This window comes from Streptomyces sp. NBC_01546, assembly GCF_045208355.1.
Classification (GTDB): domain Bacteria; phylum Actinomycetota; class Actinomycetes; order Streptomycetales; family Streptomycetaceae; genus Streptomyces.
The window spans coordinates 3,836,318-3,861,070 of sequence record NZ_CP109379.1; the positions used below are offsets into that span (position 1 = coordinate 3,836,318).

At 71.9% G+C, this 24,753-nt stretch carries 26 protein-coding genes, 1 tRNA gene and 1 riboswitch; of the genes, 12 read left to right on the plus strand and 15 right to left on the minus strand.

Features of this window, described 5'->3' with window-relative positions; all coding sequences use genetic code 11:
• Positions 1 to 329: 329 nt before the first annotated feature.
• Both OHA89_RS17420 and thrC read right to left on the minus strand, forming a co-directional pair.
• Positions 330 to 605: a MoaD/ThiS family protein gene (locus OHA89_RS17420; protein WP_257555069.1), complete on the minus strand. Its 276-nt coding sequence runs from the start codon at positions 603 to 605 to the stop codon at positions 330 to 332.
• Between the two features lie 37 nt (positions 606 to 642).
• The gene (gene thrC / locus OHA89_RS17425; protein WP_266608546.1) at positions 643 to 1,941 is read right to left on the minus strand and encodes a threonine synthase; all 1,299 of its coding nucleotides are present in this window, start codon (positions 1,939 to 1,941) and stop codon (positions 643 to 645) included.
• Positions 1,935 to 2,086: riboswitch (SAM riboswitch) on the minus strand. (Overlaps the previous gene by 7 nt.)
• A 185-nt stretch (positions 2,087 to 2,271) precedes the next feature.
• Here thrC and OHA89_RS17430 point away from each other — a divergent pair.
• Both OHA89_RS17430 and OHA89_RS17435 read left to right on the plus strand, forming a co-directional pair.
• The gene (locus tag OHA89_RS17430) at positions 2,272 to 3,222 is read left to right on the plus strand and encodes a glucosyl-3-phosphoglycerate synthase (RefSeq protein ID WP_406366578.1); all 951 of its coding nucleotides are present in this window, start codon (positions 2,272 to 2,274) and stop codon (positions 3,220 to 3,222) included.
• Between the two features lie 46 nt (positions 3,223 to 3,268).
• The gene (locus OHA89_RS17435) at positions 3,269 to 4,624 is read left to right on the plus strand and encodes a trehalose-6-phosphate synthase (protein WP_266608550.1); all 1,356 of its coding nucleotides are present in this window, start codon (positions 3,269 to 3,271) and stop codon (positions 4,622 to 4,624) included.
• A gap of 223 nt (positions 4,625 to 4,847) precedes the next feature.
• Here OHA89_RS17435 and otsB read toward each other — a convergent pair whose 3' ends face one another.
• The 3 genes from otsB to OHA89_RS17450 all read right to left on the minus strand — a co-directional run bounded on the left by otsB (position 4,848) and on the right by OHA89_RS17450 (position 7,354).
• Positions 4,848 to 5,696 (minus strand): trehalose-phosphatase, encoded by an 849-nt coding sequence (gene otsB / locus OHA89_RS17440; protein WP_266608552.1) that lies wholly within the window; start codon positions 5,694 to 5,696, stop codon positions 4,848 to 4,850.
• Positions 5,697 to 5,735: 39 nt separating this feature from the next.
• Positions 5,736 to 5,972, minus strand: a complete 237-nt coding sequence (locus OHA89_RS17445; RefSeq protein ID WP_406366579.1) for a DUF3263 domain-containing protein — start codon at positions 5,970 to 5,972, stop codon at positions 5,736 to 5,738.
• A gap of 80 nt (positions 5,973 to 6,052) precedes the next feature.
• A complete protein-coding gene (locus OHA89_RS17450) occupies positions 6,053 to 7,354 on the minus strand; it encodes an extracellular solute-binding protein (RefSeq protein WP_257555076.1) in 1,302 nt (433 codons plus the stop codon).
• Positions 7,355 to 7,520: 166 nt separating this feature from the next.
• On the opposite strand from OHA89_RS17450, the gene OHA89_RS17455 reads away from it, so the two are divergent.
• The 3 genes from OHA89_RS17455 to OHA89_RS17465 all read left to right on the plus strand — a co-directional run bounded on the left by OHA89_RS17455 (position 7,521) and on the right by OHA89_RS17465 (position 10,640).
• On the plus strand, positions 7,521 to 8,453 hold the full coding sequence (locus OHA89_RS17455; RefSeq protein WP_406368521.1) for an ROK family protein: 933 nt from the start codon (positions 7,521 to 7,523) through the stop codon (positions 8,451 to 8,453).
• On the plus strand, positions 8,453 to 9,604 hold the full coding sequence (gene nagA / locus OHA89_RS17460; RefSeq protein ID WP_257555078.1) for an N-acetylglucosamine-6-phosphate deacetylase: 1,152 nt from the start codon (positions 8,453 to 8,455) through the stop codon (positions 9,602 to 9,604). The genes OHA89_RS17455 and nagA overlap by 1 nt, the downstream gene beginning before the upstream one ends.
• Before the next feature lie 112 nt (positions 9,605 to 9,716).
• A complete protein-coding gene (locus OHA89_RS17465) occupies positions 9,717 to 10,640 on the plus strand; it encodes a 1-phosphofructokinase family hexose kinase (protein ID WP_257555079.1) in 924 nt (307 codons plus the stop codon).
• Between the two features lie 10 nt (positions 10,641 to 10,650).
• On the opposite strand, the gene OHA89_RS17470 is transcribed toward OHA89_RS17465, so the two are convergent.
• A complete protein-coding gene (locus tag OHA89_RS17470) occupies positions 10,651 to 11,682 on the minus strand; it encodes a CBM35 domain-containing protein (protein ID WP_266608557.1) in 1,032 nt (343 codons plus the stop codon).
• A gap of 68 nt (positions 11,683 to 11,750) precedes the next feature.
• The gene (gene cdgB / locus OHA89_RS17475; RefSeq protein WP_215139605.1) at positions 11,751 to 13,451 is read right to left on the minus strand and encodes a diguanylate cyclase CdgB; all 1,701 of its coding nucleotides are present in this window, start codon (positions 13,449 to 13,451) and stop codon (positions 11,751 to 11,753) included.
• A gap of 385 nt (positions 13,452 to 13,836) precedes the next feature.
• Here cdgB and OHA89_RS17480 point away from each other — a divergent pair, with 385 nt between their 5' ends.
• Complete coding sequence (locus OHA89_RS17480; RefSeq protein WP_406368523.1) at positions 13,837 to 14,322, plus strand: flavin reductase family protein; 486 nt, start codon at positions 13,837 to 13,839, stop codon at positions 14,320 to 14,322.
• A gap of 17 nt (positions 14,323 to 14,339) precedes the next feature.
• Here the strand turns inward: OHA89_RS17480 and arfB are convergent, their stop codons facing one another.
• The gene (arfB, locus tag OHA89_RS17485) at positions 14,340 to 14,765 is read right to left on the minus strand and encodes an alternative ribosome rescue aminoacyl-tRNA hydrolase ArfB (RefSeq protein ID WP_215139607.1); all 426 of its coding nucleotides are present in this window, start codon (positions 14,763 to 14,765) and stop codon (positions 14,340 to 14,342) included.
• A gap of 156 nt (positions 14,766 to 14,921) precedes the next feature.
• On the opposite strand from arfB, the gene OHA89_RS17490 reads away from it, so the two are divergent.
• Complete coding sequence (locus tag OHA89_RS17490) at positions 14,922 to 15,497, plus strand: TerD family protein (protein WP_030718836.1); 576 nt, start codon at positions 14,922 to 14,924, stop codon at positions 15,495 to 15,497.
• 68 nt (positions 15,498 to 15,565) lie between these two features.
• On the plus strand, positions 15,566 to 16,096 hold the full coding sequence (locus OHA89_RS17495) for a GNAT family N-acetyltransferase (RefSeq protein WP_266608561.1): 531 nt from the start codon (positions 15,566 to 15,568) through the stop codon (positions 16,094 to 16,096).
• On the opposite strand, the gene OHA89_RS17500 is transcribed toward OHA89_RS17495, so the two are convergent.
• Together OHA89_RS17500 and OHA89_RS17505 are read right to left on the minus strand one after the other, a co-directional pair.
• The gene (locus OHA89_RS17500) at positions 16,093 to 17,505 is read right to left on the minus strand and encodes a M1 family metallopeptidase (RefSeq protein ID WP_406366580.1); all 1,413 of its coding nucleotides are present in this window, start codon (positions 17,503 to 17,505) and stop codon (positions 16,093 to 16,095) included. The two genes, OHA89_RS17495 and OHA89_RS17500, sit on opposite strands and share 4 nt — an antisense overlap.
• Positions 17,506 to 17,537: 32 nt before the next feature.
• Positions 17,538 to 18,089 (minus strand): heme-binding protein, encoded by a 552-nt coding sequence (locus OHA89_RS17505; RefSeq protein ID WP_266608565.1) that lies wholly within the window; start codon positions 18,087 to 18,089, stop codon positions 17,538 to 17,540.
• A gap of 213 nt (positions 18,090 to 18,302) precedes the next feature.
• On the opposite strand from OHA89_RS17505, the gene OHA89_RS17510 reads away from it, so the two are divergent.
• Genes OHA89_RS17510 through OHA89_RS17520 form a run of 3 tightly spaced genes read left to right on the plus strand, consistent with a single transcriptional unit; the run spans position 18,303 to position 20,674 of the window.
• Positions 18,303 to 19,508: a sensor histidine kinase gene (locus OHA89_RS17510; RefSeq protein WP_406366582.1), complete on the plus strand. Its 1,206-nt coding sequence runs from the start codon at positions 18,303 to 18,305 to the stop codon at positions 19,506 to 19,508.
• Positions 19,505 to 20,125, plus strand: a complete 621-nt coding sequence (locus OHA89_RS17515; protein ID WP_215139612.1) for a response regulator transcription factor — start codon at positions 19,505 to 19,507, stop codon at positions 20,123 to 20,125. The genes OHA89_RS17510 and OHA89_RS17515 overlap by 4 nt, the downstream gene beginning before the upstream one ends.
• Positions 20,126 to 20,170: 45 nt before the next feature.
• Positions 20,171 to 20,674: a hypothetical protein gene (locus OHA89_RS17520; RefSeq protein WP_257555096.1), complete on the plus strand. Its 504-nt coding sequence runs from the start codon at positions 20,171 to 20,173 to the stop codon at positions 20,672 to 20,674.
• A gap of 25 nt (positions 20,675 to 20,699) precedes the next feature.
• On the opposite strand, the gene OHA89_RS17525 is transcribed toward OHA89_RS17520, so the two are convergent.
• The 3 genes from OHA89_RS17525 to OHA89_RS17535 form a co-directional block, all read right to left on the minus strand.
• On the minus strand, positions 20,700 to 21,374 hold the full coding sequence (locus OHA89_RS17525; RefSeq protein WP_266608568.1) for a pentapeptide repeat-containing protein: 675 nt from the start codon (positions 21,372 to 21,374) through the stop codon (positions 20,700 to 20,702).
• 62 nt (positions 21,375 to 21,436) lie between these two features.
• On the minus strand, positions 21,437 to 21,907 hold the full coding sequence (locus OHA89_RS17530; protein ID WP_266608570.1) for a GNAT family N-acetyltransferase: 471 nt from the start codon (positions 21,905 to 21,907) through the stop codon (positions 21,437 to 21,439).
• Positions 21,908 to 21,917: 10 nt separating this feature from the next.
• Entirely contained in the window at positions 21,918 to 22,829 is a 912-nt protein-coding gene (locus OHA89_RS17535; protein ID WP_266612303.1) for an aminoglycoside phosphotransferase family protein, read from the minus strand.
• Between the two features lie 122 nt (positions 22,830 to 22,951).
• Here OHA89_RS17535 and OHA89_RS17540 point away from each other — a divergent pair, with 122 nt between their 5' ends.
• Positions 22,952 to 24,334 (plus strand): NAD(P)/FAD-dependent oxidoreductase, encoded by a 1,383-nt coding sequence (locus OHA89_RS17540; RefSeq protein WP_406366583.1) that lies wholly within the window; start codon positions 22,952 to 22,954, stop codon positions 24,332 to 24,334.
• Between the two features lie 53 nt (positions 24,335 to 24,387).
• Here OHA89_RS17540 and OHA89_RS17545 read toward each other — a convergent pair whose 3' ends face one another.
• Both OHA89_RS17545 and OHA89_RS17550 read right to left on the minus strand, forming a co-directional pair.
• On the minus strand, positions 24,388 to 24,540 hold the full coding sequence (locus OHA89_RS17545) for a hypothetical protein (RefSeq protein WP_266608574.1): 153 nt from the start codon (positions 24,538 to 24,540) through the stop codon (positions 24,388 to 24,390).
• A 74-nt stretch (positions 24,541 to 24,614) separates the two neighbouring features.
• A tRNA-Thr gene (locus OHA89_RS17550) sits at positions 24,615 to 24,687 on the minus strand.
• Positions 24,688 to 24,753 lie beyond the last annotated feature (66 nt).

The window sequence follows — 24,753 nt, forward strand, 5'->3', positions numbered from 1 at the left end:
CGACCGAGGCTGAATGTATCCGCGCCGGTGCTGTCTGCAACAGGTCAATCCGACGAGAATTCTGGACACCGCGAAACATTGAAATAGAGTGAAAAGTTGGCATGTTCCAGGGCAACTCGGGCCCCGCATATCTCGCCAAAGCCCCATACCGCACTTGCACATTGACCCGATGTCGACCCTCACGCGACCCGTTCATATGCGGCGGGCAAGAACAGCGGAGGGGACTTCCCCAACTCTACCGCGCCCAATCAAACAGAATTACCCCCTCCGCTTATTAGCGGAGGGGGTAATTACGGTTATGCGTGTCAGTCAGTCAGACGAGCACAGCATCAGCCGCCGGCCACCGCGGGGATGATCGAGACGCCGGCGCCGTCCGGCGTCACCGCCTCGAGCCCGCCTTCGAAGCGCACGTCGTCGTCGTTGACGTAGACGTTCACGAAGCGGCGCAGCTTGCCCTGGTCGTCCAGGACGCGGGCGGCGATGCCCGGGTGGTTCTGCTCCAGCGACGCGATGACCTCGGACAGGGTCGCGCCCTCGGCGGCGACCTCGGCCTGGCCGCCGGTGTAGGTGCGCAGGATGGTGGGGATGCGGACGTTGACGCTCATGGCGCTACTGCCTTTCCGGTAGAGCAGGTGGAGGTGGTCAGGCCAGGCCGGCGGCGCGGAACGCGTCCAGGCTCGGGCGGATGGTGGCGGTCTGGCCGCTGTCCGCGGCCACCGCCTCCAGGGTCTTGAGGCCGTCGCCGGTGTTCAGGACGACGGTGGTCAGCGTCGGGTCGAGCTGCCCGTTCTCGATGAGCTTCTTCGTGACGCCGACGGTCACGCCGCCCGCGGTCTCGGCGAAGATGCCCTCGGTCTGCGCGAGGATCTTGATGGCCTCGACGACCTGCTCGTCGTTGACGTCCTCGACGAAACCGCCGGTGCGCCGCGCGATGTCCAGGACGTACGGGCCGTCCGCCGGGTTGCCGATCGCGAGGGACTTGGCGATGGTGTTCGGCTTCTGCGGGCGGACCACGTCGTGCCCGGCCTTGAAGGCCGTCGACACCGGGGAGCAGCCCTCGGCCTGGGCGCCGAAGATCTTGTACGGCTTGTCCTCGACGAGGCCGAGCTTGATCAGCTCCTGCAGACCCTTGTCGATCTTCGTCAGCTGGGAGCCGGACGCGATCGGGATGACGATCTGGTCGGGCAGCTGCCAGCCGAGCTGCTCGCAGATCTCGTACGCCAGGGTCTTGGAGCCCTCGCCGTAGTACGGGCGCAGGTTGACGTTGACGAAGCCCCAGCCCTCGCCCAGCGGGTCGCCGATGAGCTCGGAGCAGAAGCGGTTCACGTCGTCGTAGTTGCCCTCGATGCCGACGAGGTCGCCACCGTAGACACCGGCCATGACGACCTTGCCCTGCTCCAGGTCGTGCGGGATGAACACGCAGGAGCGGAAACCGGCCCGGGCGGCTGCGGCGCCGACGGCGCCGGCCAGGTTGCCGGTGGAGGAGCAGGACAGGGTGGTGAAGCCGAAGGCGCGGGCGGCCTCGACGGCGATGGCCACGACGCGGTCCTTGAAGGAGTGCGTCGGGTTGCCGGAGTCGTCCTTGACGTAGAGCTTGCCGGTGATGCCGAGCTCCTTGGCCAGGTTGGCCGCGTCCACGAGCTTGGTGAAGCCCGGGTTCAGGCTCGGCTTGGAGGCCACGTCCGCGGGGACCGGCAGCAGCGGCGCGTAACGCCAGATGTTGTTCGGGCCGGCCTCGATCGCGGCGCGCAGCGCCGCGGGGTCACCGGTGGGGAGGTCGTAGGCGACTTCCAGAGGTCCGAAGCACTCGGCGCACGCGAAGATGGGGCCGAGTTCGAATCGGGTACCGCACTCGCGACAGGAAAGGCCGGTGGCGGGTCCGAGATCAACAGAGGTGGGAGCAGTCTGTGCAGCCATGATGGCGAGGCCCTTTCTCCTCATCTTCCCCATGGCGCACTTCGCCATGAGACGGAATTGGCACCTTCCCTAGCCGGGGCCCCGCGGGATGCTTGTCGCATCGCGAGAACCGACTGGAGGGTTGCCGGGGCTTCAACGGGCCGTGTCCCTCTGCCCCTCTGGATGAGCGGTATGGCACCGGCACACGCGCTCTATGGCGCGCCGGTGCGTTTGTACGCGAGGCCCCCCGGCATGCGGCGGTCCTGCGCGTTGTTCAAGACTGTAACCGAAGGGTCGTGCGGTTGAGACAGCCGTCCGAACCGCGAGATGGATCACTTTTCGGTCAATCCGACCAAGCAGCAAGGAGTGCTGAGAGTGCTGGAAGAGGTGGAGCGCTGGCTGGCCGACCGCTCCTGGTCCGCCGCCGACCGACCGCTCGACCAGTTGCTGGACCGGAAACGGGCAGCTGGGACCACGGTCAGCGTGGTGCTGCCGGCGCTCGACGAGGAGGCCACGGTCGGCGCGATCGTCGAGGTGATCCGGCGTGAGCTGATGGAGGGACTGCCGGTCCCCCTGGTGGACGAGCTGATCGTGATCGACTCGGGCTCCAGCGACGCTACGGCGGAAGTGGCGGCGAAGGCCGGTGCCCACGTGGTGCACCGCGACGACATCCTGCCGAGGATCCCGGCACTGCCCGGCAAGGGCGAGGTGCTGTGGCGCTCCCTGCTGGCCGCCACCGGGGACGTCGTCTGCTTCGTCGACGCCGACCTGCGGGACTTCTCGTCGACCTTCGTCTCCGGGATCGTGGGACCGCTCCTGACCGAGCCGGACGTGCAGTTCGTGAAGGCGATGTACGACCGCCCGCTGGGTGACGCCCCGGGCCAGGGCGGCCGGGTCACGGAGCTGGTGGCGCGCCCGCTGCTCAATCTGCACTGGCCGCGGCTGGCCGGCTTCGTCCAGCCGCTCGGCGGCGAGTACGCCGTACGCCGCTCCCTGCTGGAACGTCTGCCCTTCCCCGTCGGGTACGGCGTCGAGCTGGGCCTGCTGGTCGACGCGCTGCACACGGTCGGGCTGGACGCGCTGGCCCAGGTGGACGTGGGCGTACGGCTCCACCGCCATCAGGACGGGCAGGCGCTGGGCCGGATGGCCGCGGCGATCTACCGCACCGCGCAGCTGCGGCTCTCGCGCGGCCACCTCGTACGGCCGGAGCTGACGCAGTTCGAGCGGGGGCCGGACGGGTTCGTACCGCACACGTACCCGGTGGACACCGAAGAGCGACCGCCGATGCTCGGCATCAAGGAGTACGCCCTGCGCCGCGCGGCCTGACGGCTTCGGAAGTTTGCGCGAGGCCGGGCCGGGCTAGGTTCGCGACATGGCTGCATCTCAGGTACTCGTCGCCGCCAACCGCGGCCCGCTCTCGTACTCCCTCGACACCGACGGGACGCTCAGCGCCCGGCGCGGCGGGGGCGGTCTCGTCTCCGGCCTCTCCGCGGCGCTGGCGCAGCAGCCCGACGCGGTGTGGATCTGCGCGGCCCTGTCGGACGCGGACCGGGAGGCGGTCCGCCGGGGCGTCGCCGAACCCGGCGTCCGAATGCTGGACATCGATCCCACGGTGTACGACGGCGCGTACAACGGCATCGCCAACTCGGTGCTGTGGTTCACCCACCACCACCTGTACGACATCCCGCGCGAGCCGGTCTTCGACGCGGCGTTCCGGCGGCACTGGGCCTCGTACACCGCCTACAACCAGGCCTTCGCGGACGCCCTGGCCGAGGAGGCGGCGGAGGGGGCCTGCGTGCTGGTGCAGGACTACCACCTGGCGCTGGTGCCGGGGCAGTTGCGGGAGCTCAGGCCGGATCTGCGGATCGCGCACTTCACGCACACGCCGTGGGCGTCGAAGGAGTTCCTGCACATGCTCCCGGACGACGTCCGGGAGCAGCTGGTCCACGGGATGCTCGGGGCGGACGTGGTGGGCTTCCACACCCGGGCCTGGGCGGACAGCTTCCTGGACGGCGCGGGCCGGGGGAACGTGGCCGTGTTTCCGCTGGGCGTGGACGCGGACGAGCTGCGGGCGCTCGCCCACCGGCCGCAGGTCGACGACAAGCTGGCGCAGCTGCGGGCGGAGGTCGGGGACCTGAAGACGATCGTCCGCGTGGACCGGACGGAGCTGTCGAAGAACATCCTGCGGGGCCTGCTGGCGTACCGGGAGCTGCTGACGGTCCACCCCGAGTGGCGGGGCCGGGTGGTGCACCTGGCCTCCGCCTACCCGTCGCGGCAGGACCTGAAGGTGTACCGGGACTACACGGAGTCGGTGCGGGAGCTGGCGGCGGCCGTGAACGCGGAGTTCGGGACGGCGGACTGGCAGCCGGTGCACGTGTCCGTGAAGGACGACTTCGCGCGCTCGCTGGCGGCGTACCGGATGGCGGACGTGGCGCTGGTCAACCCGGTGCGGGACGGGATGAACCTGGTGGCGAAGGAGATCCCGGTGGTGTCGGAGGCGGGGTGCGTGCTGGTGCTGTCCACCGGGGCGGGGGCGTACGAGGAGCTCCGCCGGGACGCGCTGACCGTGAACCCGTACGACGTCACGGAGACGGCCTCGGCGTTGCACGCGGCGCTGTCCATGCCGGGGGGCGAGCGTGCGGAGCGCACCAAACGCCTGTCGGCGGCCGCCACCGCCCTTCCCCCGGCGGCCTGGTTCACGGCCCAGCTGGCCGCCCTGCGCTCCTGACCTGCGGCCCGGCCTCCTGGGGCTCCGCCCGAGACCCCGCGCCTCAAACGCCGGCGGGGCTGGATTTTGGCCGATGCCGCCTGCCAGGCGCGGCTGGATTGCCCGCAGGGCAATTCCAGCCCGCCCGGCGTTTGAGGGCGTTGCCGCGCAGCGGCAAATCCAGCCCCGCCGGCGTTTGAGGCGCGGGGGTTCGGGGGCAGCGCCCCGACAACGGCGCCGCAGGTCAGGCGCGCAAGGCCTTGGCCAGGTCGGCCAGGAGGGCGACGACCTCGGCCGGGCCGTGGACGACGAGGTCGGCGCGGGCGGCGAGTTCTGGGACCTCGGCCGAGCCGCTGCACACCAGCAGCCCCGGCAGACCGTCGGCCCGCCGCTTCTCGACGGCGGAGTACGCGGCGAGGTCGCCCAGGTCATCGCCCGCGTAGAGCACCGCCTCCGCGTCCCGCTCCGCCAGGAACTCGGTGAGGGCGACGCCCTTGTCCATGCCCGGGGGGCGGAGCTCCAGGACCGCCCGGCCCGGCTCGACCATCAGGCCGTGCCGCGCCGCCAGCTCGGCCAGCGGTTCCCGCAGCGCCGCGAAGGCCGCCTCCGGATCCTCGGCGCGCCTCGTGTGGACGGCCAGCGCCCGGCCCTTCTCCTCGATCCACGTGCCCCGCCAGGCCCCGATCGAGTCGAGGAACCCCGGCAGTTCCGCCCGGACCGCCGCCACCCCCGGATGCTCGGCGGGGGCGTGGACTATCCCGCTGACGGCGTCCCAGCGTTCGGCCCCGTAGTGGCCGAGGACGACCATGTGTTCCAGTCCGGGGACCCCGGCGAAGCCCCCGTAGCGGACGGCGACGCCCGCCGGCCGGCCGGTGATCACGGCGACGGAGGCCACCTCGGGGGCCAGCGCGGCCAGGGCGGGTACGGCGTCGGGGTGGGCCCGCGCCTGGTCCGGGTCCGGGACGATCTCGGCGAGGGTGCCGTCGAAGTCCAGTGCGACCACGGATCGGCGGGGTGCGCGGAGCAGGGCATCGAGTCCCTCGCGTCCGGCTGCGGTGACGGGCATCGGCAGGTCGTGCGGATGGCTCCCCATACGGATGACCCTAACGGCCCAGCCGGGTGACGGCTACGGCTATCGCCGGGCCCGCTGGGCCTCGCGGATGCGGCGCAGGCGGTTCACCGTGCCCGGTGCGTGGGCGAGCGCCCGGGGATCGTCGATCAGGGCGTTGAGCAGCTGGTAGTAGCGGACCGGGGTCATCCCCAGCCCTTCCCGTATCGCCCGCTCCTTGGCCCCGGGCCCGGACCAGGTGCGTCCCTCGTACGCGAGCACCGCGGCCTCCGTGGCCGTCAGCCGCCCGTCGTCCGTCATACCGCCAGATTAACGCCGCCCACCGACACCGGCCCGGCCCGGGTCGGCGCCGGCCAGGGGTCGGCGCCGGCCGGCCCGGGTCAGCGCGGCTCGGCCGCCCGCGCCGACGTCGCGATGTCCTCCAGCACCTTGGCCGGCTGTCCGCCCGGCTGGACCGCCTTGCCGATGTTCTGCTTGATGTCCTCGCTGACGCCCGCCCAGGACTTCTTGCCCACCGGGTAGAGCCGCGAGGACGGCAGTGCCTCCAGGAAGGTCTTGAGCTGCGGCGCGGAGCCGCCCGTACCGGACTGCACGGCCCGGTAGCCGGTGGTGGTGACCGGGAGCAGGTCGTACATGGTGGTGAAGGCGGTCACGTTCTTCGCCTCGTAGAGGTGGTCCAGGAACTTCCCGGACTCCTTGCGGTGGCCGTTCTTGAAGGCCATCACCCAGTCGGCGACGCCCATCGCCGAGTGCTCGGTGCCGTCGATGGTGGGCATGGTCACCATGCCGAATTTGACGCCCTTTCCGGCCGCCTGCTTGAGCAGCGTCGGGTGGCCGTTGAGCATGCCGACCTCGCCCCGCGTGAAGGCGTCGAAGGCGGCCTGCCGGTCCACCTTGCCCGGTTCGACGGATCCGGTCAGGCCCTGGCCGACCATCTTGTCCCGGAGGAACTCCAGCGCCTTGACGTTCTCGGCGGAGTCGATGGAGTACTGCTCTTCGTTGTCGGTGTAGCCGCCGCCGCCCGACAGCATCCACATCATCGTCTCGGCCTGCGCCTCCTCGCGGCCCAGCGGCAGCGCGAAGGGGGTGGGGACGCCGGCGCCCTTGAGCTTCTTCGCGGCCGCTTCCAGCTCCGCCCAGCTCTTGGGCTGCCAGCCGTTCTTGGCGTCCTTCGCGATGACCCCGGCGTCGGTCAGCAGCTTCTCGTTGTAGAAGAGCAGCCGGGTGCTGGCCACGAAGGGCAGCCCGTACTGGATCCGCTTGACCTTGCCCGCGTCGGCGAGCGGCCCGAGGAAGTCGGCCTCGGTCTTGACGGAGAGCAGCTCGTCCGCCGTGTAGAGCTTGCCCGCCTCCGCGTAGTCGGCGTAGGCGCCGATCTGCGCGATGTCGGGGGCCTTGCCCGCCTTGACCATCTCGGCGACCTTGGCGTCGACCTCGGACCAGGAGTAGACGCTGACCTCGACGTTGATGCCGGGGTTGTCCTTCTCGAAGCCCTCGGCGAGCGTCTTCCAGTAGGTGGCCGACGAGTTCTGCGGATTGTCCCCGTACTCGGCCGCCACGACCCGCAGGGTCACCTCGTTGTCCCCGGTGAGCCCGCCGACGGCTCCGCAGCCCGTCAGTGCCACGGCAGTCAGACACAGTGCGGCGCCGGACGCGGCCAGGCGCAGGTATCGGCGGTTCACAGTTCTCTTTCCACCCCTTGTTGTACGTACGATCCACGTAAGGTCTACACCACTTTGGCCGCTGGTCCACATCCTTGGTCCCGAATTTGTATGGCCACTCAACAATCCCCCTCAATGGACTAGACCTTTCCCCGTGAAGCACGCGAGACTGTCCCCTGTGAAACCCGTGAAACACGTCATCGCCCTCGATGTGGGCGGCACCGGGATGAAGGCTGCCCTGGTCGCCGCCGACGGCACCCTGCTCCACGAGGCGCGCCGCGCCACCGGCCGCGAGCGGGGCGCCGACGCCGTCGTCGAGACGATCCAGGACTTCGCCGCCGAACTGCTCGACATCGGCCGGGAGCGCTGCGGACGGGCCGCCTCGGCCGCCGGAGTCGCCGTCCCCGGCATCGTCGACGCCGAGAACGGGATCGCCGTCTACGCGGCGAACCTGGGCTGGCGCGACGTACCGATGCGGGCACTGCTCAGCAGCCGGCTCGGCGGCATCCCGGTGGCCCTCGGCCACGACGTGCGCACGGGCGGCCTCGCCGAAGGCCGCATCGGCGCGGGCCGCGGCGCCGACCGCTTCCTGTTCGTGCCGCTGGGCACCGGCATCGCCGGAGCCATCGGCATCGCCGGCCGCATCGAGGCCGGAGCCCACGGCTACGCGGGCGAGATCGGTCACATCGTGGTCCGCCCCGGCGGCCCCGCCTGCGGCTGCGGCCAGTACGGCTGCCTGGAGACCCTCGCCTCCGCCTCCGCCGTCTCCCGCGCCTGGGCCGCCGCCTGCGGCGAACCCGAGGCCGATGCGGCCGACTGCGCCAAGGCCGTCGAATCCGGCGACGAACGCGCCAGCGAGGTGTGGCTGGCCGCGATCGGCGCCCTCGCGGACGGCCTGGTCACCGCGATCACCCTGCTGGACCCGCGCACGCTGATCATCGGTGGCGGGCTCGCCGAGGCGGGGGAAACCTTGTTCACACCACTGCGGGCGGCCGTCGAGGAGCGCGTGACGTTCCAGCGGCTGCCGCACATCGTTCCGGCGGCCCTCGGGGACACCGCCGGATGCCTGGGCGCAGGGCTGCTCGCCTGGGACCTACTCGCCACGGAGGTACCTGCCTGATGTCCGGAAGCGCGCACAGCACTGTTCTCTCCGGCGCCAGGGTGGTGCTGCCCACCGGAACCGTGGCCAACGGCCGTGTCATCGTCGACGGCGACCGCATCGCCGGCAGCGCCCGCGAGGGCGCGCGGGTCGTGGACCTGGCCGGGCACTGGATCGTCCCCGGCTTCGTCGACATGCACAACCACGGCGGCGGCGGCGCCTCGTTCACCTCCGGCACCGCCGAGGAGGTCCTCAAGGGCGTCCGCACCCACCGCGAGCACGGCACCACCACCCTGGTCGCCTCCACCGTCACCGGGGACCTGGACGAACTGGCCCGCCGCGCCGGGCTGCTCGCCGAACTGACCCAGCAGGGCGAGATCGCGGGCATCCACTTCGAGGGCCCGTTCATCAACGCCTGCCGCAAGGGCGCGCACAAGGAGGACCTGCTCCGCGACCCCGACCCGGCCGAGGTCCGCAAACTCATCGACGCCGCGCACGGCGCCGCCCGCATGTTCACCCTCGCCACCGAACTGCCGGGCGGCCTGGACTCCGTACGGCTGCTGGCCGAGCACGGGGTCATCGCCGCGATCGGGCACACGGACGCCACGTACGAGCAGACGCGCGCCGCCATCGACGCGGGCGCGACCGTGGCCACCCACCTCTTCAACGCGATGCCGGGCCTCGCGCACCGCGAACCCGGCCCGATCGCCGCGCTGCTGGAGGACGAGCGGATCACCGTCGAGCTGATCAACGACGGCACCCACCTGCACCCGGCGGCGCTGGAACTGGCCTTCCACCACGCGGGCGCGCACCGCGTGGCCCTGATCACCGACGCGATGGACGCGGCCGGGTTCGGCGACGGGACCTACCACCTCGGCCCGCTGGAGGTCGAGGTCAAGGAGGGCGTGGCCCGGCTGGTGGAGGGCGGCTCCATCGCCGGTTCGACGCTGACCCTGGACACCGCCTTCAAGCGCTCGGTGACCGTCGACAAGCTGCCCGTGGAGTCGGTGGTCCAGGCGATCTCCGCCAACCCGGCCAAGCTGATCGGCCTGTACGACGAGATCGGCTCGCTGGAGCCGGGCAAGTACGCCGACCTGGTCGTCCTGGACGCCGAGTTCGGTCTCAAGGGCGTCATGCGGCGCGGCGAATGGATCGTCAGCCCGGCCGCGTAGGAGGGCGCCTGACGGCCAACCGGCTGTACACGGCAAGCGGTCGTCCCGGAAGACTGGGCCGACCGCTTTCTCTTTGGCATGATCCCGGCAGCAACAGACCCGGGGGAGCCCAATGATCCTGACCGTCACGCTCAACACCGCGCTCGACGTCACGTACCGCGTGCCGCGGCTGCTGCCGCACGCCTCGCACCGGGTCGCCGCGGTCAGCGAGCGCCCCGGCGGCAAGGGGATCAACGTGGCCCGCGTACTGGCCGCCCTCGGCCACGAGGTGACGGCCACCGGCTTCACGGGCGGCCCGGTCGGCGCCGTCGTACGGGACCTGCTCGCGCAGTCCCCGGGCGTGGTGGACGCCCTGGTGCCCTGCGCCGGCACCACGCGCCGCACGCTGGCCGTGGTCGACGTGGCCTCCGGCGACACCACGCAGTTCAACGAACCGGGCCCGCTGATCTCGGCAGCGGAGTGGTCCGGCTTCCTGGACCGGTACGAGGACCTGCTGGCGGCCGGGGCCCGCGCCGTGGCCCTGTGCGGCAGCCTGCCGCCCGGCGTGCCGGTGGGCGCGTACGCGGTGCTCGTACGGGCCGCCCGCGCGGCCGGGGTCCCGGTCCTGCTGGACACCAGCGGCGAGGCCCTGCGCCGCGGGGTCGCCGCCCGCCCCGAGATCATCAAGCCGAACGCCGCCGAGCTCGCCGAGCTGACCGGATCCCGCGAACCGCTCCCCGCCACCCGCGACGCCCGCCGCCGGGGCGCCCACGCCGTGGTCACCTCGCTCGGCCCGGACGGCCTGCTGGCAGCCACCCCCGAGGGCGCCTGGCGGGCGGCCCCGCCGCGCACCCTGACCGGCAACCCCACCGGCGCCGGCGACTCCGCCGTCGCCGGGCTGCTGTCGGCCCTGACGGAGGGCCTGGACTGGCCGGAGCGGCTGGCCCGCGCGGTCGCCCTCTCGGCGGCCACGGTGCACGCCCCGACGGCGGGAGAGTTCGACCCCCGCACCTACGAGGAGGTACGGGGGTCGGTGAAGGTCACGCAGGCCGACTAGGGCCGCGGCCTCACTCCTTTTCGAGCCACAGCTGGTCGAGGAGGACGTCGCACTGGTTGCCGGCCTCACACGAGATCTTGATCGCGTTCGAGCCCTGCTTGAGCTGCACGATCGAGTACGTGTTGGTCCAGCCCTTCGCCCAGTCGCCCTCGGCGGCCTTGGAGAAGTTCTTCATGTTGATCGGCCGGGACTGGGCCTCACCGTTGATGGTCAGCGTGGTGTTGGCGTCCTTGCCCGGCACCCCGTAGGTCATCTTCAGCTTGTAACCGCCCGCCTTGGGCACGTCGAGCGTCCAGGTCGCCGCTGCGCCGAGCGCGTTCAGGCCGCCCACGTACTGGCCGCCGGCGCTCTTGGCACCCGGCACGGTGTTCTGCAGCATCGCGCCGCCCGTCAGGGACATGCCCGCACCGGCGAAGTCCGCCTTCGGGAGCGGGGCCTCGGAGGGCTGCGGGGCGCTCGGGGCCGGGCTCGACGAGTTCTGCGGGGCGGTCGACTGCTGGTTGCCCTTCGCCGCGCCGTTCTTGTCCTTGCCGTCCTTGTTGCCGAAGGCCACGGCCGCGCCGATGCCGATCGCGACCGCGGCGACCACCGCGACGGCCGCGATGAGCAGACCCTTGCGGCTGGAGCCACCGCCGCCGTGACCACCGTGACCACCGTGACCGCCGGAGTGCGCGATCGACTGCGTCTGGTGCTGCGGGGGCTGCTGCTGCGGCGGAACGCCGTAGCCGCCCGCCTGGAGCGCCTCAGGGGCCTGGTACTGCGCCTGGTAGGCCGGCGCGGGCTGCGCGGGCACCTGTCCGCGCTGTGCGCCGCCGTTCCTGCGCTCACCGACCGTCCGCACCTGGTGGTGGGAGGTACGGGGAACCCCGCGCTGCGCGCCGGAAGGACCGCCTGCCGCGGGCCCCGGGTAGCCGTATGCGCCGCCCTGGCCGGGCGGGGTGGCGCCGGCCGCCTGGCCGTCCTCGTAGAGGTAGCCGAACGGATCGTCGTCCTCGGGCTTGTTCGCCCCACCGTGCGGGCCGTTGTTCGCGGGCGTCGTCATCGCAGGTCACTCCTTTCGACCCCCGGGAGCCTACCCCGAACACGTGCACCTACGAGCGGCCGATCGCCTCAGCCAGCCCGGCGGTGTGCCTTGGAGCGGGACCTTTTCTCGATGTACATCCGCTGGTCGGCGGAGCGCAGCACCTCGTCCGCCGACATGCCGCAGCTGGCCCAGCCGATGCCGAAACTGGCCCCGACACGGACCGCACGGCCGTCGACCCGGATCGGCGGGATGATCGCGTTGCGCAGCCGGACGGCGAGATCGGCGGCGTCGGCGGCGCCCAGTCCGTCGGCGAGGACGACGAACTCGTCACCACCCAGCCGAGCGACGGTGTCACCGTCCCTGACGCCGGTCGTCAACCGCCGGGCCACCTCGATCAGGACCGCGTCACCCGTGTGGTGCCCGAACCGGTCGTTGATCGACTTGAAGCCGTCGAGGTCGCAGAAGAGCACCGCGAGCCCCTTCGTCCCGTCGTCGACGTCCGTCGCGGGCGCCACCGTGTGCACGTGGTGGTCGTACGGGCCGTCCGCCTGGGCGGGCAGGGTCCCGGGGTACTCGAAGGGCTCGGGCCCGGGCCCGGAGAACACGTGGGAGGCGTCGGGCTGAAAGCCGTGCTCGGCGGCACCACCCGCCTCGGGCCGCGTCTCGTACGCCGCGTCCAGGGCCTCGACGGCGGTGGCCCGTACGGACTGGGGTCTGCGGCACAGCCGCGCGCCGAGCCGGGCCCGCAGCTCGGCGCTGTTGGGCAGCCCGGTCAGCGAGTCGTGGCTGGCCCGGTGGGCGAGCTGGAGCTCGTGGCGCTTGCGCTCCTCGATGTCCTCGACGTGCGTGAGCAGGAACCGCGGCCCGTCGGCGGCGTCGGCGACCACGGAATTGCGCAGCGAGACCCATACGTACGTGCCGTCGCGCCGGCCCAGGCGCAGCTCGGCGCGCCCGCCCTCGGCAGAGGTCCGCAGCAGGGTCCCGATGTCCTCGGGGTGGACCAGGTCGGAGAAGGAGTAGCGGCGCAGGACGGAGGCCGGGCGGCCCAGCAGCCGGCACAGCGCGTCGTTGGTCCGCAGCAGCCGGCCGTGCTGGTCGCCGCCCATCTCGGCGATGGCCATGCCGCTGGGCGCGTACTCGAAGGCCTGCCGGAAGGACTCCTCGCTGGCGCGCAGTGCCTGCTGCTCGCGCTCGAGGCGGACCAGGGCCCGCTGCATGTTCGCGCGGAGTCTGGCATTGCTGATCGCAATCGCCGCCTGGAAGGCGTACATCTGGAGCGCCTCGCGGCCCCAGGCGCCGGGCCTGCGGCCATTGCGCGGTCTGTCCACCGAAATGACACCCAGAAGTTCCCCGCCGGACGCATACATGGGGGCGTAGAGCCGGTCCTCGGGGTGCCACTCGTCCTCGAACCGCGGTTCGGGGCCGTCCGTGTGCCACTGGGGGACGTCGTCCTCCATGAGGACCCAGCCCTCGGTGTGCGGGATGAAGCGGAGCCCGTCCCAGTTCTCACCCATCGTCAGACGGCGTTCCCAGGAGGCGCGGGAGCCGACGCGGCCGGTGATGAGGGCCTCCGCGGCGGGGTCGCCGGCGAAGGCGGCGACGACGAGATCACCGTCCGGGCGTACGAGATTGACACAGGCGAGTTCGTAGCCGAGGCCCACGACGATGCCGTCCACGACGGTCTGCAGAGTGTCCGCCAGGCTCCGGGCCGTATTGAGCTCGGCCACCACCCGGTGCAGCTGCCGCAGGGTCGCAAGACGGACGTACGGCTCCGACTCGGTCTCCATTGCTCGCTCTCCCCGAGACCTCGACAGCAACTCCAGGTTTGTCATCGGCGTTTCGTTGCGGTGTCCCGTCCACTGAATCACAGTGAGCTGTGCGGCAGGTACACAGGGTCAACAAATCTTGCTCTCTGTGACTTAAGTCACATGAGATGAATAAGAGTGCCCAACGGGCGGGTGAAGACTGGGAGCGCTCCCCCTCATTCCCGGGAGCAAACGATACGCCCGGGTCCTAGGACAAGGGGCGGGGCGCGAGTCGGACCAGGGCCCGATGTGCGTACGGGGAGGCGGGATTAGCGTTCCCGTCGTGCTGAAGACGACCCCCGTAACCACCGTGCCCCATGCCAGCCCCCATGCTGAGGGAGTGAGCAACGAAGAGTTCCGGGCCGCCATGTCCCGGCTGGCGGCGGGCGTGTGCCTGATCACCGCGCGCGAAACCCCTCTGGCGGCGGACGGCCCGCGCGGCGAGGACGTCGGCATGACGGCGACCGCTTTCCTGTCCGTGTCCCTGGATCCGCCCCTGGTGCTGGTGAGCGTGCGCGAGGGCTCGCGGATGGACGACCTGCTGGCGGAGCAGCCGCTGTGGGCGGTCTCGCTCCTCGCCGACCACCAGCTCCAGATCGCCGGCCGGTTCGCCATGAAGGGCCGGATCAGCGACCGGCTGCTCTTCGCCGACCTCCCCTGCACACGCGGCGAGGCCTCCGGCGCCCCGCTGCTGAGCGGCGCCCTGGCCACCCTCGAATGCCGTACGGAGAACCGCGTCGAGGCGGGCGACCACACACTGGTGATCGGCCGCGTCCTGACCGCCGCCCTGCCCTCCCCCGACGGGCAGCCGCTGACGTACTTCCGGGGCCGCTACCGCCACCTGGGCCAGTAATCCCGGCCGGGGAAGTGCTACCAGTCTCGGCCGGTGCGGCCGCGCTTGGTCTCGGCGCGCGCCTTCTTCTCGCGCAGCCGCCGCTCGTTGATCCCCCGCGGGATCTTCGTCGCCCGGCGCGGCTTCGGCGGCGGGGCCGTCGCCTCGGCCAGCAGCGAAGCCAGCCGGACCAGCGCCATCTCCCGGTTGCGGAACTGCGAGCGGTGCTCGGAGGCCCGTACGGTCACCACCCCGTCGACCAGGCGCGAGGCGAGCCGCTCCAGCGCCCGCGCCTTCCACACCTCGGGCAGCGCGTTCGTCGCCGCCACGTCGAAGAGCAGCTCCACGCGGGAGTCCGAGGTGTTCACGTGCTGGCCGCCCGGTCCGGAGGACCGCGAGAAACGCCAGGCGAGCTCGCCCTCGGGGAGCACGACCGAACCGCGGATGACATAAGGACCAGGCATGCCCCCTATGATCCGTGCCCGCCCCCGCCACGTCACCCGCATTTCACCCGGGGCCGATTTCACATGGGAACCTGACCGCCCCCTCGTGGCGTTAGAGGGGTGAGCGGTAATTTGACCGCCTGTACGTGCATGTCGGATGAGGAAAGGGACATTCCCATGGCTGTAAGCCTGTCCAAGGGCGGCAACGTCTCGCTCACGAAGGAGGCCCCCGGCCTCGCTGCCGTCACGGTCGGCCTCGGCTGGGACGTCCGTACGACCACCGGTGTCGACTTCGACCTCGACGCCTCGGCCATCGCGGTCAACCCGACCGGCAAGGTCGTCTCGGACGGCCACTTCGTCTTCTTCAACAACAAGTCCACCCCGGACCAGACCATCGTCCACACCGGTGACAACCGCACCGGCGAGGGCGCGGGCGACGACGAGGCCATCAACGTCAACCTCGCCGGTCTCCCCGCCGACGTGGACAAGATCGTCTTCCCGGTCTCCATCTACGACGCCGAGGCCCGCAGCCAGAACTTCGGCCAGGTCCGCAACGCGTACATCCGCGTCGTGAACCAGGCCGGCGGCGCCGAGATCGCCCGCTACGACCTCTCCGAGGACGCGGCGACCGAGACCGCCATGGTCTTCGGCGAGCTGTACCGCAACGGTGCCGAGTGGAAGTTCCGCGCGGTCGGCCAGGGCTACGCCTCCGGCCTCACCGGCATCGCCCAGGACTTCGGCGTCAACGTCTAAGACCGGCGGATTTACGGCGAAGCCCCCTCCCGGCCGTCCGGGGAGGGGACTTCGCTACCGTTCAGCAGGTGATCCTTCAACCGCTCGTCCCCGTGGACGGCGACCTGCCCGGTCCGGTCCTCACCGAGATCGCCGCCCTGTACGCGACGAACCACGCGTTCTTCGAACTCAGCGGCGACTTCCCCGACCCGGGCCGCATCACGGTCGAACAGGTCGCGGCCGCCCTCGCCGACGAACTCGCCCATGACGGCGCCGAGGTCCTCCTCGCCCGCTCCGCAGGCCGGCTCGTCGGCATGGCCACCACCCTGGCCCACCACCCCGACCCGGCCTCCGAGGACCCGGACCCGTGGATCGGGCTGCTGCTCATCGACGCCACCGCGCACCGCGAGGGATACGGCCGCGCCGTGGCCACCCTGGTCGAGGACCACTTCCGGGCCGCGGGACGGACGGGCGTACGCCTGGCCGTACTGGCGAACAACCCCAAGGCCCTCGCGTTCTGGCAGTCCCAGGGCTACGGGTTCCTGCGCCGGGCCAGGGACCGCGAGCTGGGCCGCGAGTGCACCGTGCTGCGCAAACCCCTCACTGCCGAACTGCCTTAGCGGGGGCTGTCCTTCCCGTACAGCCACACGTCCCAGACCTTCTTCAGGTCGTGGCCCGTCTGCCGCTCCGCGTACGCGGTGAAGTCGGCCGTACTCGCGTTCCCGTGCCGGTGCTCGGCGGCCCAGCCGCGCACCAGGGCGAAGAACTTCTCGTCGCCGACCTCCTGACGGATCCGGTGCAGCACCATCGCACCGCGGAAGTACACCGGGTTCCCGGAAATGTGCTCGGGACCGGGCGGGGCGGCCGGCGGGAAGGCGTCCCAGTCGGAGTCAGCCCCCTCATCGACCTCGGTGTCACCGGCCAGGAACGCCTCGAAGCGCTTCTGCGCGGTGACCCCGCCGTGGTCCTCGGCCCACAGCCACTCCGCGTACGTCGCGAAGCCCTCGTTGAGCCACATGTCCTTCCAGGACTTCGGCGACACCGAGTTGCCGAACCACTGGTGGGCGAGCTCGTGCAGCACGAGATCCTCGCTGCCCGGCGCGCCGGAGAAGACCGGCCTGGTCTGCGTCTCCAGCGCGTACGCGAGGGTCCCGGCGGGCAGCACGATCGCCCCCGCGGTGCTGAAGGGGTACGGGCCGAAGCGGCCGGCACCCCACTCCACCATCTCCGGCAGCCGCGCGAGGTCCCCCGCGCTCGCCGCCGCCTCCCCGGGCGCCACCGCGTCGTACAGGGCCACCCCAGACGGGGTCCGCCCGGTCGCCACCCGGTACTTGCCGACGACCGCGGTCGCCAGATAGCTCGCCATCGGCTCCGGACTGTGCCACGCGAACGCGGTGCGCCCGTCGGCCTGCGTGGTCCGGGCGCGCAACTCGCCGTTCGACACGGCCTCGTAGCCCTTCGGCACGGTGATCGTGATGTCGTAGGTGGCCTTGTCGCTGGGGTGGTGGTTGCCCGGGAACCAGGTCATCGACCCCACCGGCTCGCCGACGCCCACCGCACCGTCCTCGGTGGTGATCCAGCCCTCCTTGGCGCCGTCCGCGTCCGTGAGGGCCTTCGGCCGGCCGGAGTAGTCGACCTCCGTGACGAAGACCTCGCCCTTCTCCAGATCCTCGGCCGGACGCACGGTCAGCTCGTTGCCGGTCCGGTTGTACCGGGCCCCGGCGCCCTGCACCGTCACACCCTCGACCTTCAGGCCGCTGAGGTCGAGGTTGAAGGAGCTCAGCCCCTGCTCGGCGCGGGCGGTGATCACCGCCGTGCCGTGCAGCAGGCCGTCGCCGGGGTCGTAATCCAGGTCCAGCTCGTAGTGCTCGACCTGATAACCGCCGTTGCCCGCCTTGGGGAAGTACGGATCGCGCAGCCCCGACGCACCCGGCCGCCCGTGCACGGTGCCGCCCGTACACGCCGTGGTGAGGGCGAGCAGGGCGGCAACGGCAGGGGCGGCGAGGCGGGAGAGCGCACGGTGTTCCACGCGCTCGATCCTAGGTCGTGCCGGCCGGCGGACTACTTGGCGAGCGCGTCGACTCCGGCCTTGGCGAACTTCTCGTCCAGGTCACCGCTCGGGGCGCCGGCCACACCGATACCGGCGACCGGGGCGCCGTTCGCCTGGACCGGGGTGCCGCCGCCGAGGAACAGGGTGCCGGGGATGTCCTTCAGGTTCGGGGTCTGGGCGAGGCGGCCCACGAGCACCGAGGTCGGGGCGTTCCAGGACACGGCGGTGAAGGCCTTGCGCTGCGCCGACTCGTAGGACTGCGGGCCCGCGCCGTCGCCGCGCAGGGTGACGATGGTGTTGCCGTTGCGGTCCACGACCGCGACCGTCACCTTCTGGTTCTCCTTCTGCGCGGCCTCGAGCGCGGCCGTGGCGGCGCGGGTGGCGGCGTCGATGGTGAGGTGGGTCGAGGTGGTGAAGTTCTTGTCGTCCGTCTCCTGCTTCTTCGCAGAGACGGCGGCCGTGCCGGTGTTCGTGGTGGCGCTGGCGCTGACGGCGCCGAAGGCCCCGGCGCCGAGCGCGACGGCGAGGGCGGTACCGGTGAGAACGCGGGTGCGGGTCTTCATCTCTGCTCCTGACAACGGTGAGGCGGTGACATCACCAAGCCTGGGCCGAAACCCCCCGCCGCCCCGTCCCCGTACCGGCTCCGACCACCTACCGGACCGGCTGACCCGGGGGTCATCCGATCGGTCGATGCGCCCGCGGCCGTCGTTCGTATTGGCTGGTCAGCCCAGGGCGCGGCCCCGGCAGCGGCGCCGACCGCGGTGCCTCGGCCGACAATGGACGCACGCCCCCCACCCCAGGAGCACCCCGTGAGCCAGCCCCCGCGGAAACCGGACACCCGCACGCTGGCCACCGTCATGCACACGGCGTTCTTCCTCCTCCTCGGCGCCTCGGTGGCCCGCTTCCTGCTGCGCCATCCCGGCGAGCCCCGCACCCCGTGGGTCATCGCCCTCAGCATCGCCCTGGCACTGCTCTACGTACTCGGCCCCGCCCTCGGCGCCGCCCCCACCGCGCGCCGCCGCCTCTGGCTCGGCCTGGTCGTCACGACCTGGGTGGTCCTCGTCGTCCTCGCGCCGAGCTTCGCCTGGTGCGCCGTTCCGCTCTTCTTCACCGCCCTGCGCACCCTCCCCCCGCGCGCCGCGATCGTCCTCGTCGCCCTCCTCACGGGCCTCGTGGTCGTCGCCCAGCTGAAACTGTCCAAGGAGTTCGACCCCAACCTGCTGCTCGCGCCGCCGGCCGTCGCCGCCCTCGCCACCGCCGTCTTCGTCCACATGGAGCGCCAGGCCCAGGCCCAGCGCGCACTGATCGACGACCTGATCCGCACCCGCCGGGAGCTGGCCGCCACCGAACGCCGCGAAGGCACCCTCGCCGAACGCCAGCGGCTGTCCATGGAGATCCACGACACCCTCGCCCAGAACCTCTCCAGCCAGCAGATGCTCCTCCAGGCCGCCGACCGCACCTGGGACACCGACCCCGGCACCGCCCGCGCGCACGTCCGTACCGCCACCGGCATCGCGGCGCGCGGCCTCGCCGAGGCCCGCCGCCTGGTCCACGACCTGGCCCCGGCCGAGCTCGCCGACGGCGCCGGCCTCGCCGACGCCCTGCGCGCCCTGGACGCCGGCCCGGACGTCGACGTGCGCTTCCACCTCGAAGGCGCCCCCGCCCCGCTCCCCGACCGCGTCCAGTCCGCCCTGCTGCGCATAGCCCAGGGCGCACTGGCCAACGTCCGCGAACACTCCGGCGCCCGGACGGCCGCACTCACCCTCAGCTTCCTGGGCGACCAGGTGGTCCTCGACATCGCCGACGACGGCCACGGCTTCACCGAGCCCCGCGACGACGCCGCCGAACGCACCGAACGCGGGCACGGCCTCCCGGCGATGCGGGCCCGCGTCCGCCAGCTCGGCGGCACCCTGACCATCGAATCCACCCCCGGCGAGGGCACCGTCCTCTCCGCGGCCATCCCCCTGGAGCCCACCGGATGACGACGATCCTGCTCTGCGACGACCACGTGGTGGTCCGTGCCGGGCTCCTGGCCCTGCTCGGCAGCGAACCCGACATCGAGGTGCTCGGTGAAGCGGGCAGCGGCGAGGAGGCCGTCGCCCTGGCCGCCAAACTCCGCCCCGACGTCGTCCTCATGGACCTCCAGCTGGGCGAGGGCATCGACGGCGTCGAGGCCACCCGCCGCATCACCGCCCTCCCCGGCCCGCCGCACGTCCTCGTCCTCACCACGTACGACACCGACGCGGACATCACCCGGGCCATCGGCGCGGGCGCGACCGGCTACCTCCTCAAGGCGGAACGCCCCGAGGAGCTCTTCGCCGCCATCCACTCGGCCGCCCAGGGTCGCACCACCCTCTCCCCGCCCGTGGCCAGCCGCGTCATGGCCCACATGCGGGGCACCCGCCCCACCCTGACCGACCGCGAGCTGGACATCCTGGGCCAGCTGGCCCGCGGCCTCGGCAACCGCGACATCGCCCGCGCCCTCTTCATCAGCGAGGCCACCGTCAAGACCCACCTGGGCCGCATCTACGACAAGCTCGGCGTCGACACCCGCGCCGGCGCCGTCTCGGTCGCCAAGGAGCAGCGCCTGCTGCCGTGACGCCTCGATGCGGGGCGGCGCCGAAGCCGTGACACCATCGGGTACGTGCTCGACATCGGCTACTCCCTCTCCCGGCGCTTCCCCGACCCCCCGCAGACCGACTACCGCTCGGCGGACGTCCACACCCTGCGGCACGACCTGTTCTGCGGGGACGTCTACCTCGCGGACACCGACAAGGACCGGGAAGTGTCCACAGCCTGGGGATGGGTGCCGGTACTGGACTTCGCCTGGGCCCTGTGCGACATCGTCGAACAGCTCGACCGGGACCCGCGCGGCAACCGCTCCGCCAACCGCCAGTACGCCGAGCTCGACTTCACCGAATCCACGGACCGGATGCTCTTCGAGCGCCGCTTCGGCTGGGTCGACATCGAGGCCGACTGGATGCCGGGCGACGAGGACCCGCTGACCTTCAGCCACCGCCTGCTGCGCCGCGAGGCCCGCGACTTCCTGCACGACCTCATCGCGGACCTCGTCGACATGCACGAGGGCCTCGGCGACAACCCGGCCATCTGGACCCTCCAGGCCCGCTTCCCCCGGGTCCCCGCCTAGGGGCCTTCTCCTTCCGCGGGTGGCCTCAGGCCACCACCCGTACCCCCAGCTGCGCCGCCAGCGCCGGCGCCAGGTCGAACAGCTGCACCGGGCTGATCACCGCCCCGGCCAGCGCGTCCAGCCCGCGTGCGATCTCCAGTACGCCCGCGGCGCGCAGATCCACATCCGTCATCCGCGCCCCGCCGAAGTCCACTCCCCGCAGCGCGCAGTCCCGGAACTCCACCCGCTCCAGCACGGCGTCCCCGAAGTCCGGCTCCACCAGCACGCACCCCTCGAAGACCACGTCCTTGAGCCGCGCCTGCCGCAGGTTCAGGTAGTCGATCTTGCCGCCGCGTACGAGGACCCGCTCCAGCACCGCCCCGTGCAGCTGCACCCCGCCCAGCCGGGCGTCCACCAGCTCCACGTCCCGCAGCGAAGCCCCCGCCAGGTCCGTCCCCACGCCCCGGACCCCCTCCAGCACCGAGTCCAGGAACCGCGCCTTGCGCAGCCCCGCCTCGTCCAGCACGCACCGCCGCACCGCGCAGTCCATGAACTGCGCCCCGACCCCCTCCTGCCCCGTCAGGTCCAGGTCCGCGAACTCCAGCCCGTCGTAGTCCCCGTCCGGTTCCAGCTCACCCGCTTCCCACACCGACAGCTCCGGCAGCCGTACCTCCGGCCGCCGCGCCGCCTTCACCGTCTCCTGCTGCCCTTTGCGCGCCATCACCCCATCGTGGCCCAGCCCACTGACAACGCCGCGCATCGCCGAAGCCGCCACCGGCCGCCCTAACGCCCCAGCTCCGCCAATGCCCCGTCCGTCAAGCGGTAGACCGACCACTCGTCCTGCGGGCGCGCGCCCAGGGATTCGTAGAACTCGATCGACGGCGTGTTCCAGTCCAGGACCGACCACTCCAGCCGCCCGTAGCCGCGCTCCACACAGATCCGCGCCAGCTCCCGCAGCAGGGCCTTGCCGTAGCCGCCGCCACGGGCACCCGGGCGGACGTACAAGTCCTCCAGATAGATGCCGTGCACCCCACGCCACGTCGAGAAGTTGAGGAACCACACCGAGAAGCCGACGACCTCGCCCTGCGCCGATTCCGCGATGTGCGCGAACGCCGCCGGCCGCTCCCCGAACAGCGCCTCCCGCAGCTGCTCCTCGGTCGCGCGCGCCTCGTGCGGCACCTTCTCGTACTCCGCGAGCTCGCGGATCATCGCCTGGATGACGGGAACATCGGTGACTTCAGCATTCCGGATCATGCCCCGCACCCTAAACGGGCGTCCTGCGCGAGCCCAGCAGTTCCTCCGCCACCGCCACCTGCTCCGCCCCCAGCCGCTCCTCCCCCTCCTCCACGTCCCACAGACAGTTCTGCACCACCCGCCCCAGCGTCCACGCCCGCGCCCGGTCCCGGTCCAGTCCCGTCACCTCCGTCAGCAGGTCGAAGCGCCACCGCACCTCCTGCACACGGAAGTTGTTCACGATCGCCGGCAGCAGCTCGAACCCCGGATCGCCCGACAGCGGCTTCGGGTCGATCGCCAGCCACGGCTCCCGGCGCCCCGCCAGCACGTTGTCGTAGTGCAGGTCCCAGTGCAGCAACCGGTCGCCCGGCTCCCCCGCGACCTCCGCCAACGCCGCCGCGCACTGCCCGAGCAGCCGCCGCTCCCGCCCGTCCGCCAGCCGACCCAGCGCCTGCGGCAGGTCGTCCAGCATCCCGGCGGCCATCTCCCCGAGCCCGCGCAGCCCCGCCGGCGCCGGGACCGCCGTCAGCCGCGCCAGCAGCTCCGCGACCACCTGGACCGCCCGGCGCGAATCCCGCTCCGCGAGCGCCGACAAGTGCCGCCCCTCGTCCAGCCGTTCCAGCAGCAGCGTGCCCGTCTCCGCGTCGTGCTCCAGCAGCCGCACGGCGCCCTCCCCGCCCCACGCGCGCAGCGCGACCGGCTCCCCGGCGCTCTCCTCGTCCACCCGCTGGAGCTTCAGCGCCGCCGCACTCCCGTCGGCCCGCACCACCGGCAGCACCAGCGCCGTCACCCCGTGCATCACCGGCCCCGTACGCCGCAGCTCCCACCGCTCCAGGAACCGGGCCGCCCGCGCCGGCAGCCCGGCGATGAACTCCCGGCCCGCCTCGCCGTTCCACCTGATCTGCGCCCGGACCAGACCGTCCGGAATCTCCGAGATGTCCATCACGGCCCGACCCTACGACGCCGCCGCCGTCCCCACATCGGCCATCCGGCCTGGAATCACCCCCCGAAGCACGACAACCAGTCCATGGACGCGCCGCCGGAACCAGGTGTACCAACTCCCCCATGACGATCAACGGCGGCATCTCCTTCTGGTACGCGACCGACCGCACCGCCCCCACCACCCCACCGCGCCCACCCCTCACCGCCGACGCCACGGCCGATGTCGTCATCGTGGGCGGCGGCTACACGGGCCTGTGGACCGCCTACTACCTGAAGGCGTCCGCCCCCGACCTGCGCGTGACCGTCCTGGAGCAGAAGTTCTGCGGGTACGGAGCCTCCGGCCGCAACGGCGGCTGGCTCTACAACGGCATCGCCGGCCGCGACCGCTACGCCGCGCTCCACGGCCACCAGGCCGCCCAGCGCCTCCAGCAGGCCATGAACGACACGGTCACCGAGGTCATCGACGTGGCGGCCAAGGAAGGGATCGACGCCGACATCCACCGCGGCGGCGTCCTCGAAGTCGCCCGCACCCCCGCCCAGCTCACCCGCCTCAAGGCCTTCCACGCCGCCGAACTCGCCTTCGGCGAAACCGACCGCGAGCTGCACGACGCCACCGCCACCCGCGCCCGCATCGACATCGCCGACGCCGTCGGCTCGAGCTGGACCCCGCACGGCGCCCGCATCCACCCCCTGAAGCTGGCCAGGGGCCTGGCCGCGGCCTGCGAACGGCTGGGCGTGGTGATCCACGAGTCCACCCCCGTCACGGAGATCGCCCCGCGCAAGGCCGTCACCCCCTACGGCACCATCCGCGCCCCGTACGTACTGCGCTGCACGGAGGGCTTCACCGCCGCCCTCAAGGGCCAGAAGCGCTCGTGGCTCCCGATGAACTCCTCGATGATCGTGACGGCCCCGATCCCGGAGTCCACGTGGCAGCAGCTGTCCTGGTCGGACTCGACGCTCCTGGGGGACATGGCCCACGCCTACATGTACGCCCAGCGCACCGCCGACGGCCGCATCGCGATCGGCGGCCGCGGGGTGCCGTACCGCTTCGGCTCGCGCACGGACAACGACGGGCGCACCCAGCCGGCCACCATCGACTCCCTGCGCGAGCTGCTCTTCTCCTTCTTCCCGGTCCTCACCGGTACGGAGATCACCCACGCCTGGTCGGGTGTCCTCGGCGTCCCGCGCGACTGGTGCGCCACCGTCACCCTGGACGCCGGCACCGGCCTCGGCTGGGCGGGCGGCTACGTCGGCTCCGGCGTCGCCACCGCCAACCTCGCCGGCCGCACCCTGCGCGACCTGGTCCTCGGCGAGACCACGGAACTGACCGCCCTGCCCTGGGTCAACCACCGCGTGCGCCGCTGGGAGCCGGAACCCTTCCGCTGGCTCGGCGTCCAGGCCCTCTACGCCGCCTACCGTCGGGCGGACCGCCAGGAAACGGCCAGCCACACCCCGACGACGACCCCGCTGGCCCGGCTGGCCGACCGCATCTCGGGCCGCCACTGATCAGTACGCCGGAAGGCCCCGGGTGATCACCCGGGGCCTTCCGCGCGCCGCGTTCACGCGATGCGATCGAGGACGGACTCCGTCGCGCACAGGGCCAGGTCCTTGCACAACGCCTCGAACCACAGGTCCCGGCCGCCGGATCCGGTCAGGAAGTGCGCGGCCCTCCTCAAGCGCCTCAACGCCCAGAGCCGCTTCCAGGCCGGCATGGAAGCCGTCCGCCTGGGCTGGCTCTGACGAACGCAAAAGGCCAGGTCACACTTGGTGTGACCTGGCCTTCTCGAGCCGCCTATCGGAATCGAACCGATGACCTGAGCATTACAAGGGCCCCGCTCTACCAACTGAGCTAAGGCGGCACAAAACCCACCCGCAATCCCACCGCGCGTGGAGCCGCCATCACTCTACACAGCGGCCGATTCCCC

Coding starts and splice junctions, on each gene's coding strand:
- OHA89_RS17480 (WP_406368523.1), top strand. CDS start 13,837: ATGTCCCGGCTGGCGGCGGGCGTGTGCCTGATCACCGCGCGCGAAACC.
- OHA89_RS17435 (WP_266608550.1), top strand. CDS start 3,269: ATGGCTGCATCTCAGGTACTCGTCGCCGCCAACCGCGGCCCGCTCTCG.
- OHA89_RS17515 (WP_215139612.1), top strand. CDS start 19,505: ATGACGACGATCCTGCTCTGCGACGACCACGTGGTGGTCCGTGCCGGG.
- OHA89_RS17465 (WP_257555079.1), top strand. CDS start 9,717: ATGATCCTGACCGTCACGCTCAACACCGCGCTCGACGTCACGTACCGC.
- OHA89_RS17490 (WP_030718836.1), top strand. CDS start 14,922: ATGGCTGTAAGCCTGTCCAAGGGCGGCAACGTCTCGCTCACGAAGGAG.
- OHA89_RS17540 (WP_406366583.1), top strand. CDS start 22,952: ATGACGATCAACGGCGGCATCTCCTTCTGGTACGCGACCGACCGCACC.
- OHA89_RS17470 (WP_266608557.1), bottom strand. CDS start 11,682: ATGACGACGCCCGCGAACAACGGCCCGCACGGTGGGGCGAACAAGCCC.
- arfB (WP_215139607.1), bottom strand. CDS start 14,765: ATGCCTGGTCCTTATGTCATCCGCGGTTCGGTCGTGCTCCCCGAGGGC.
- OHA89_RS17545 (WP_266608574.1), bottom strand. CDS start 24,540: ATGCCGGCCTGGAAGCGGCTCTGGGCGTTGAGGCGCTTGAGGAGGGCC.
- nagA (WP_257555078.1), top strand. CDS start 8,453: ATGTCCGGAAGCGCGCACAGCACTGTTCTCTCCGGCGCCAGGGTGGTG.
- cdgB (WP_215139605.1), bottom strand. CDS start 13,451: ATGGAGACCGAGTCGGAGCCGTACGTCCGTCTTGCGACCCTGCGGCAG.
- OHA89_RS17530 (WP_266608570.1), bottom strand. CDS start 21,907: ATGATCCGGAATGCTGAAGTCACCGATGTTCCCGTCATCCAGGCGATG.
- OHA89_RS17420 (WP_257555069.1), bottom strand. CDS start 605: ATGAGCGTCAACGTCCGCATCCCCACCATCCTGCGCACCTACACCGGC.
- OHA89_RS17535 (WP_266612303.1), bottom strand. CDS start 22,829: ATGGACATCTCGGAGATTCCGGACGGTCTGGTCCGGGCGCAGATCAGG.
- OHA89_RS17445 (WP_406366579.1), bottom strand. CDS start 5,972: ATGACGGACGACGGGCGGCTGACGGCCACGGAGGCCGCGGTGCTCGCG.
- otsB (WP_266608552.1), bottom strand. CDS start 5,696: ATGGGGAGCCATCCGCACGACCTGCCGATGCCCGTCACCGCAGCCGGA.
- OHA89_RS17510 (WP_406366582.1), top strand. CDS start 18,303: ATGGACGCACGCCCCCCACCCCAGGAGCACCCCGTGAGCCAGCCCCCG.
- OHA89_RS17525 (WP_266608568.1), bottom strand. CDS start 21,374: ATGGCGCGCAAAGGGCAGCAGGAGACGGTGAAGGCGGCGCGGCGGCCG.
- OHA89_RS17505 (WP_266608565.1), bottom strand. CDS start 18,089: ATGAAGACCCGCACCCGCGTTCTCACCGGTACCGCCCTCGCCGTCGCG.
- thrC (WP_266608546.1), bottom strand. CDS start 1,941: ATGAGGAGAAAGGGCCTCGCCATCATGGCTGCACAGACTGCTCCCACC.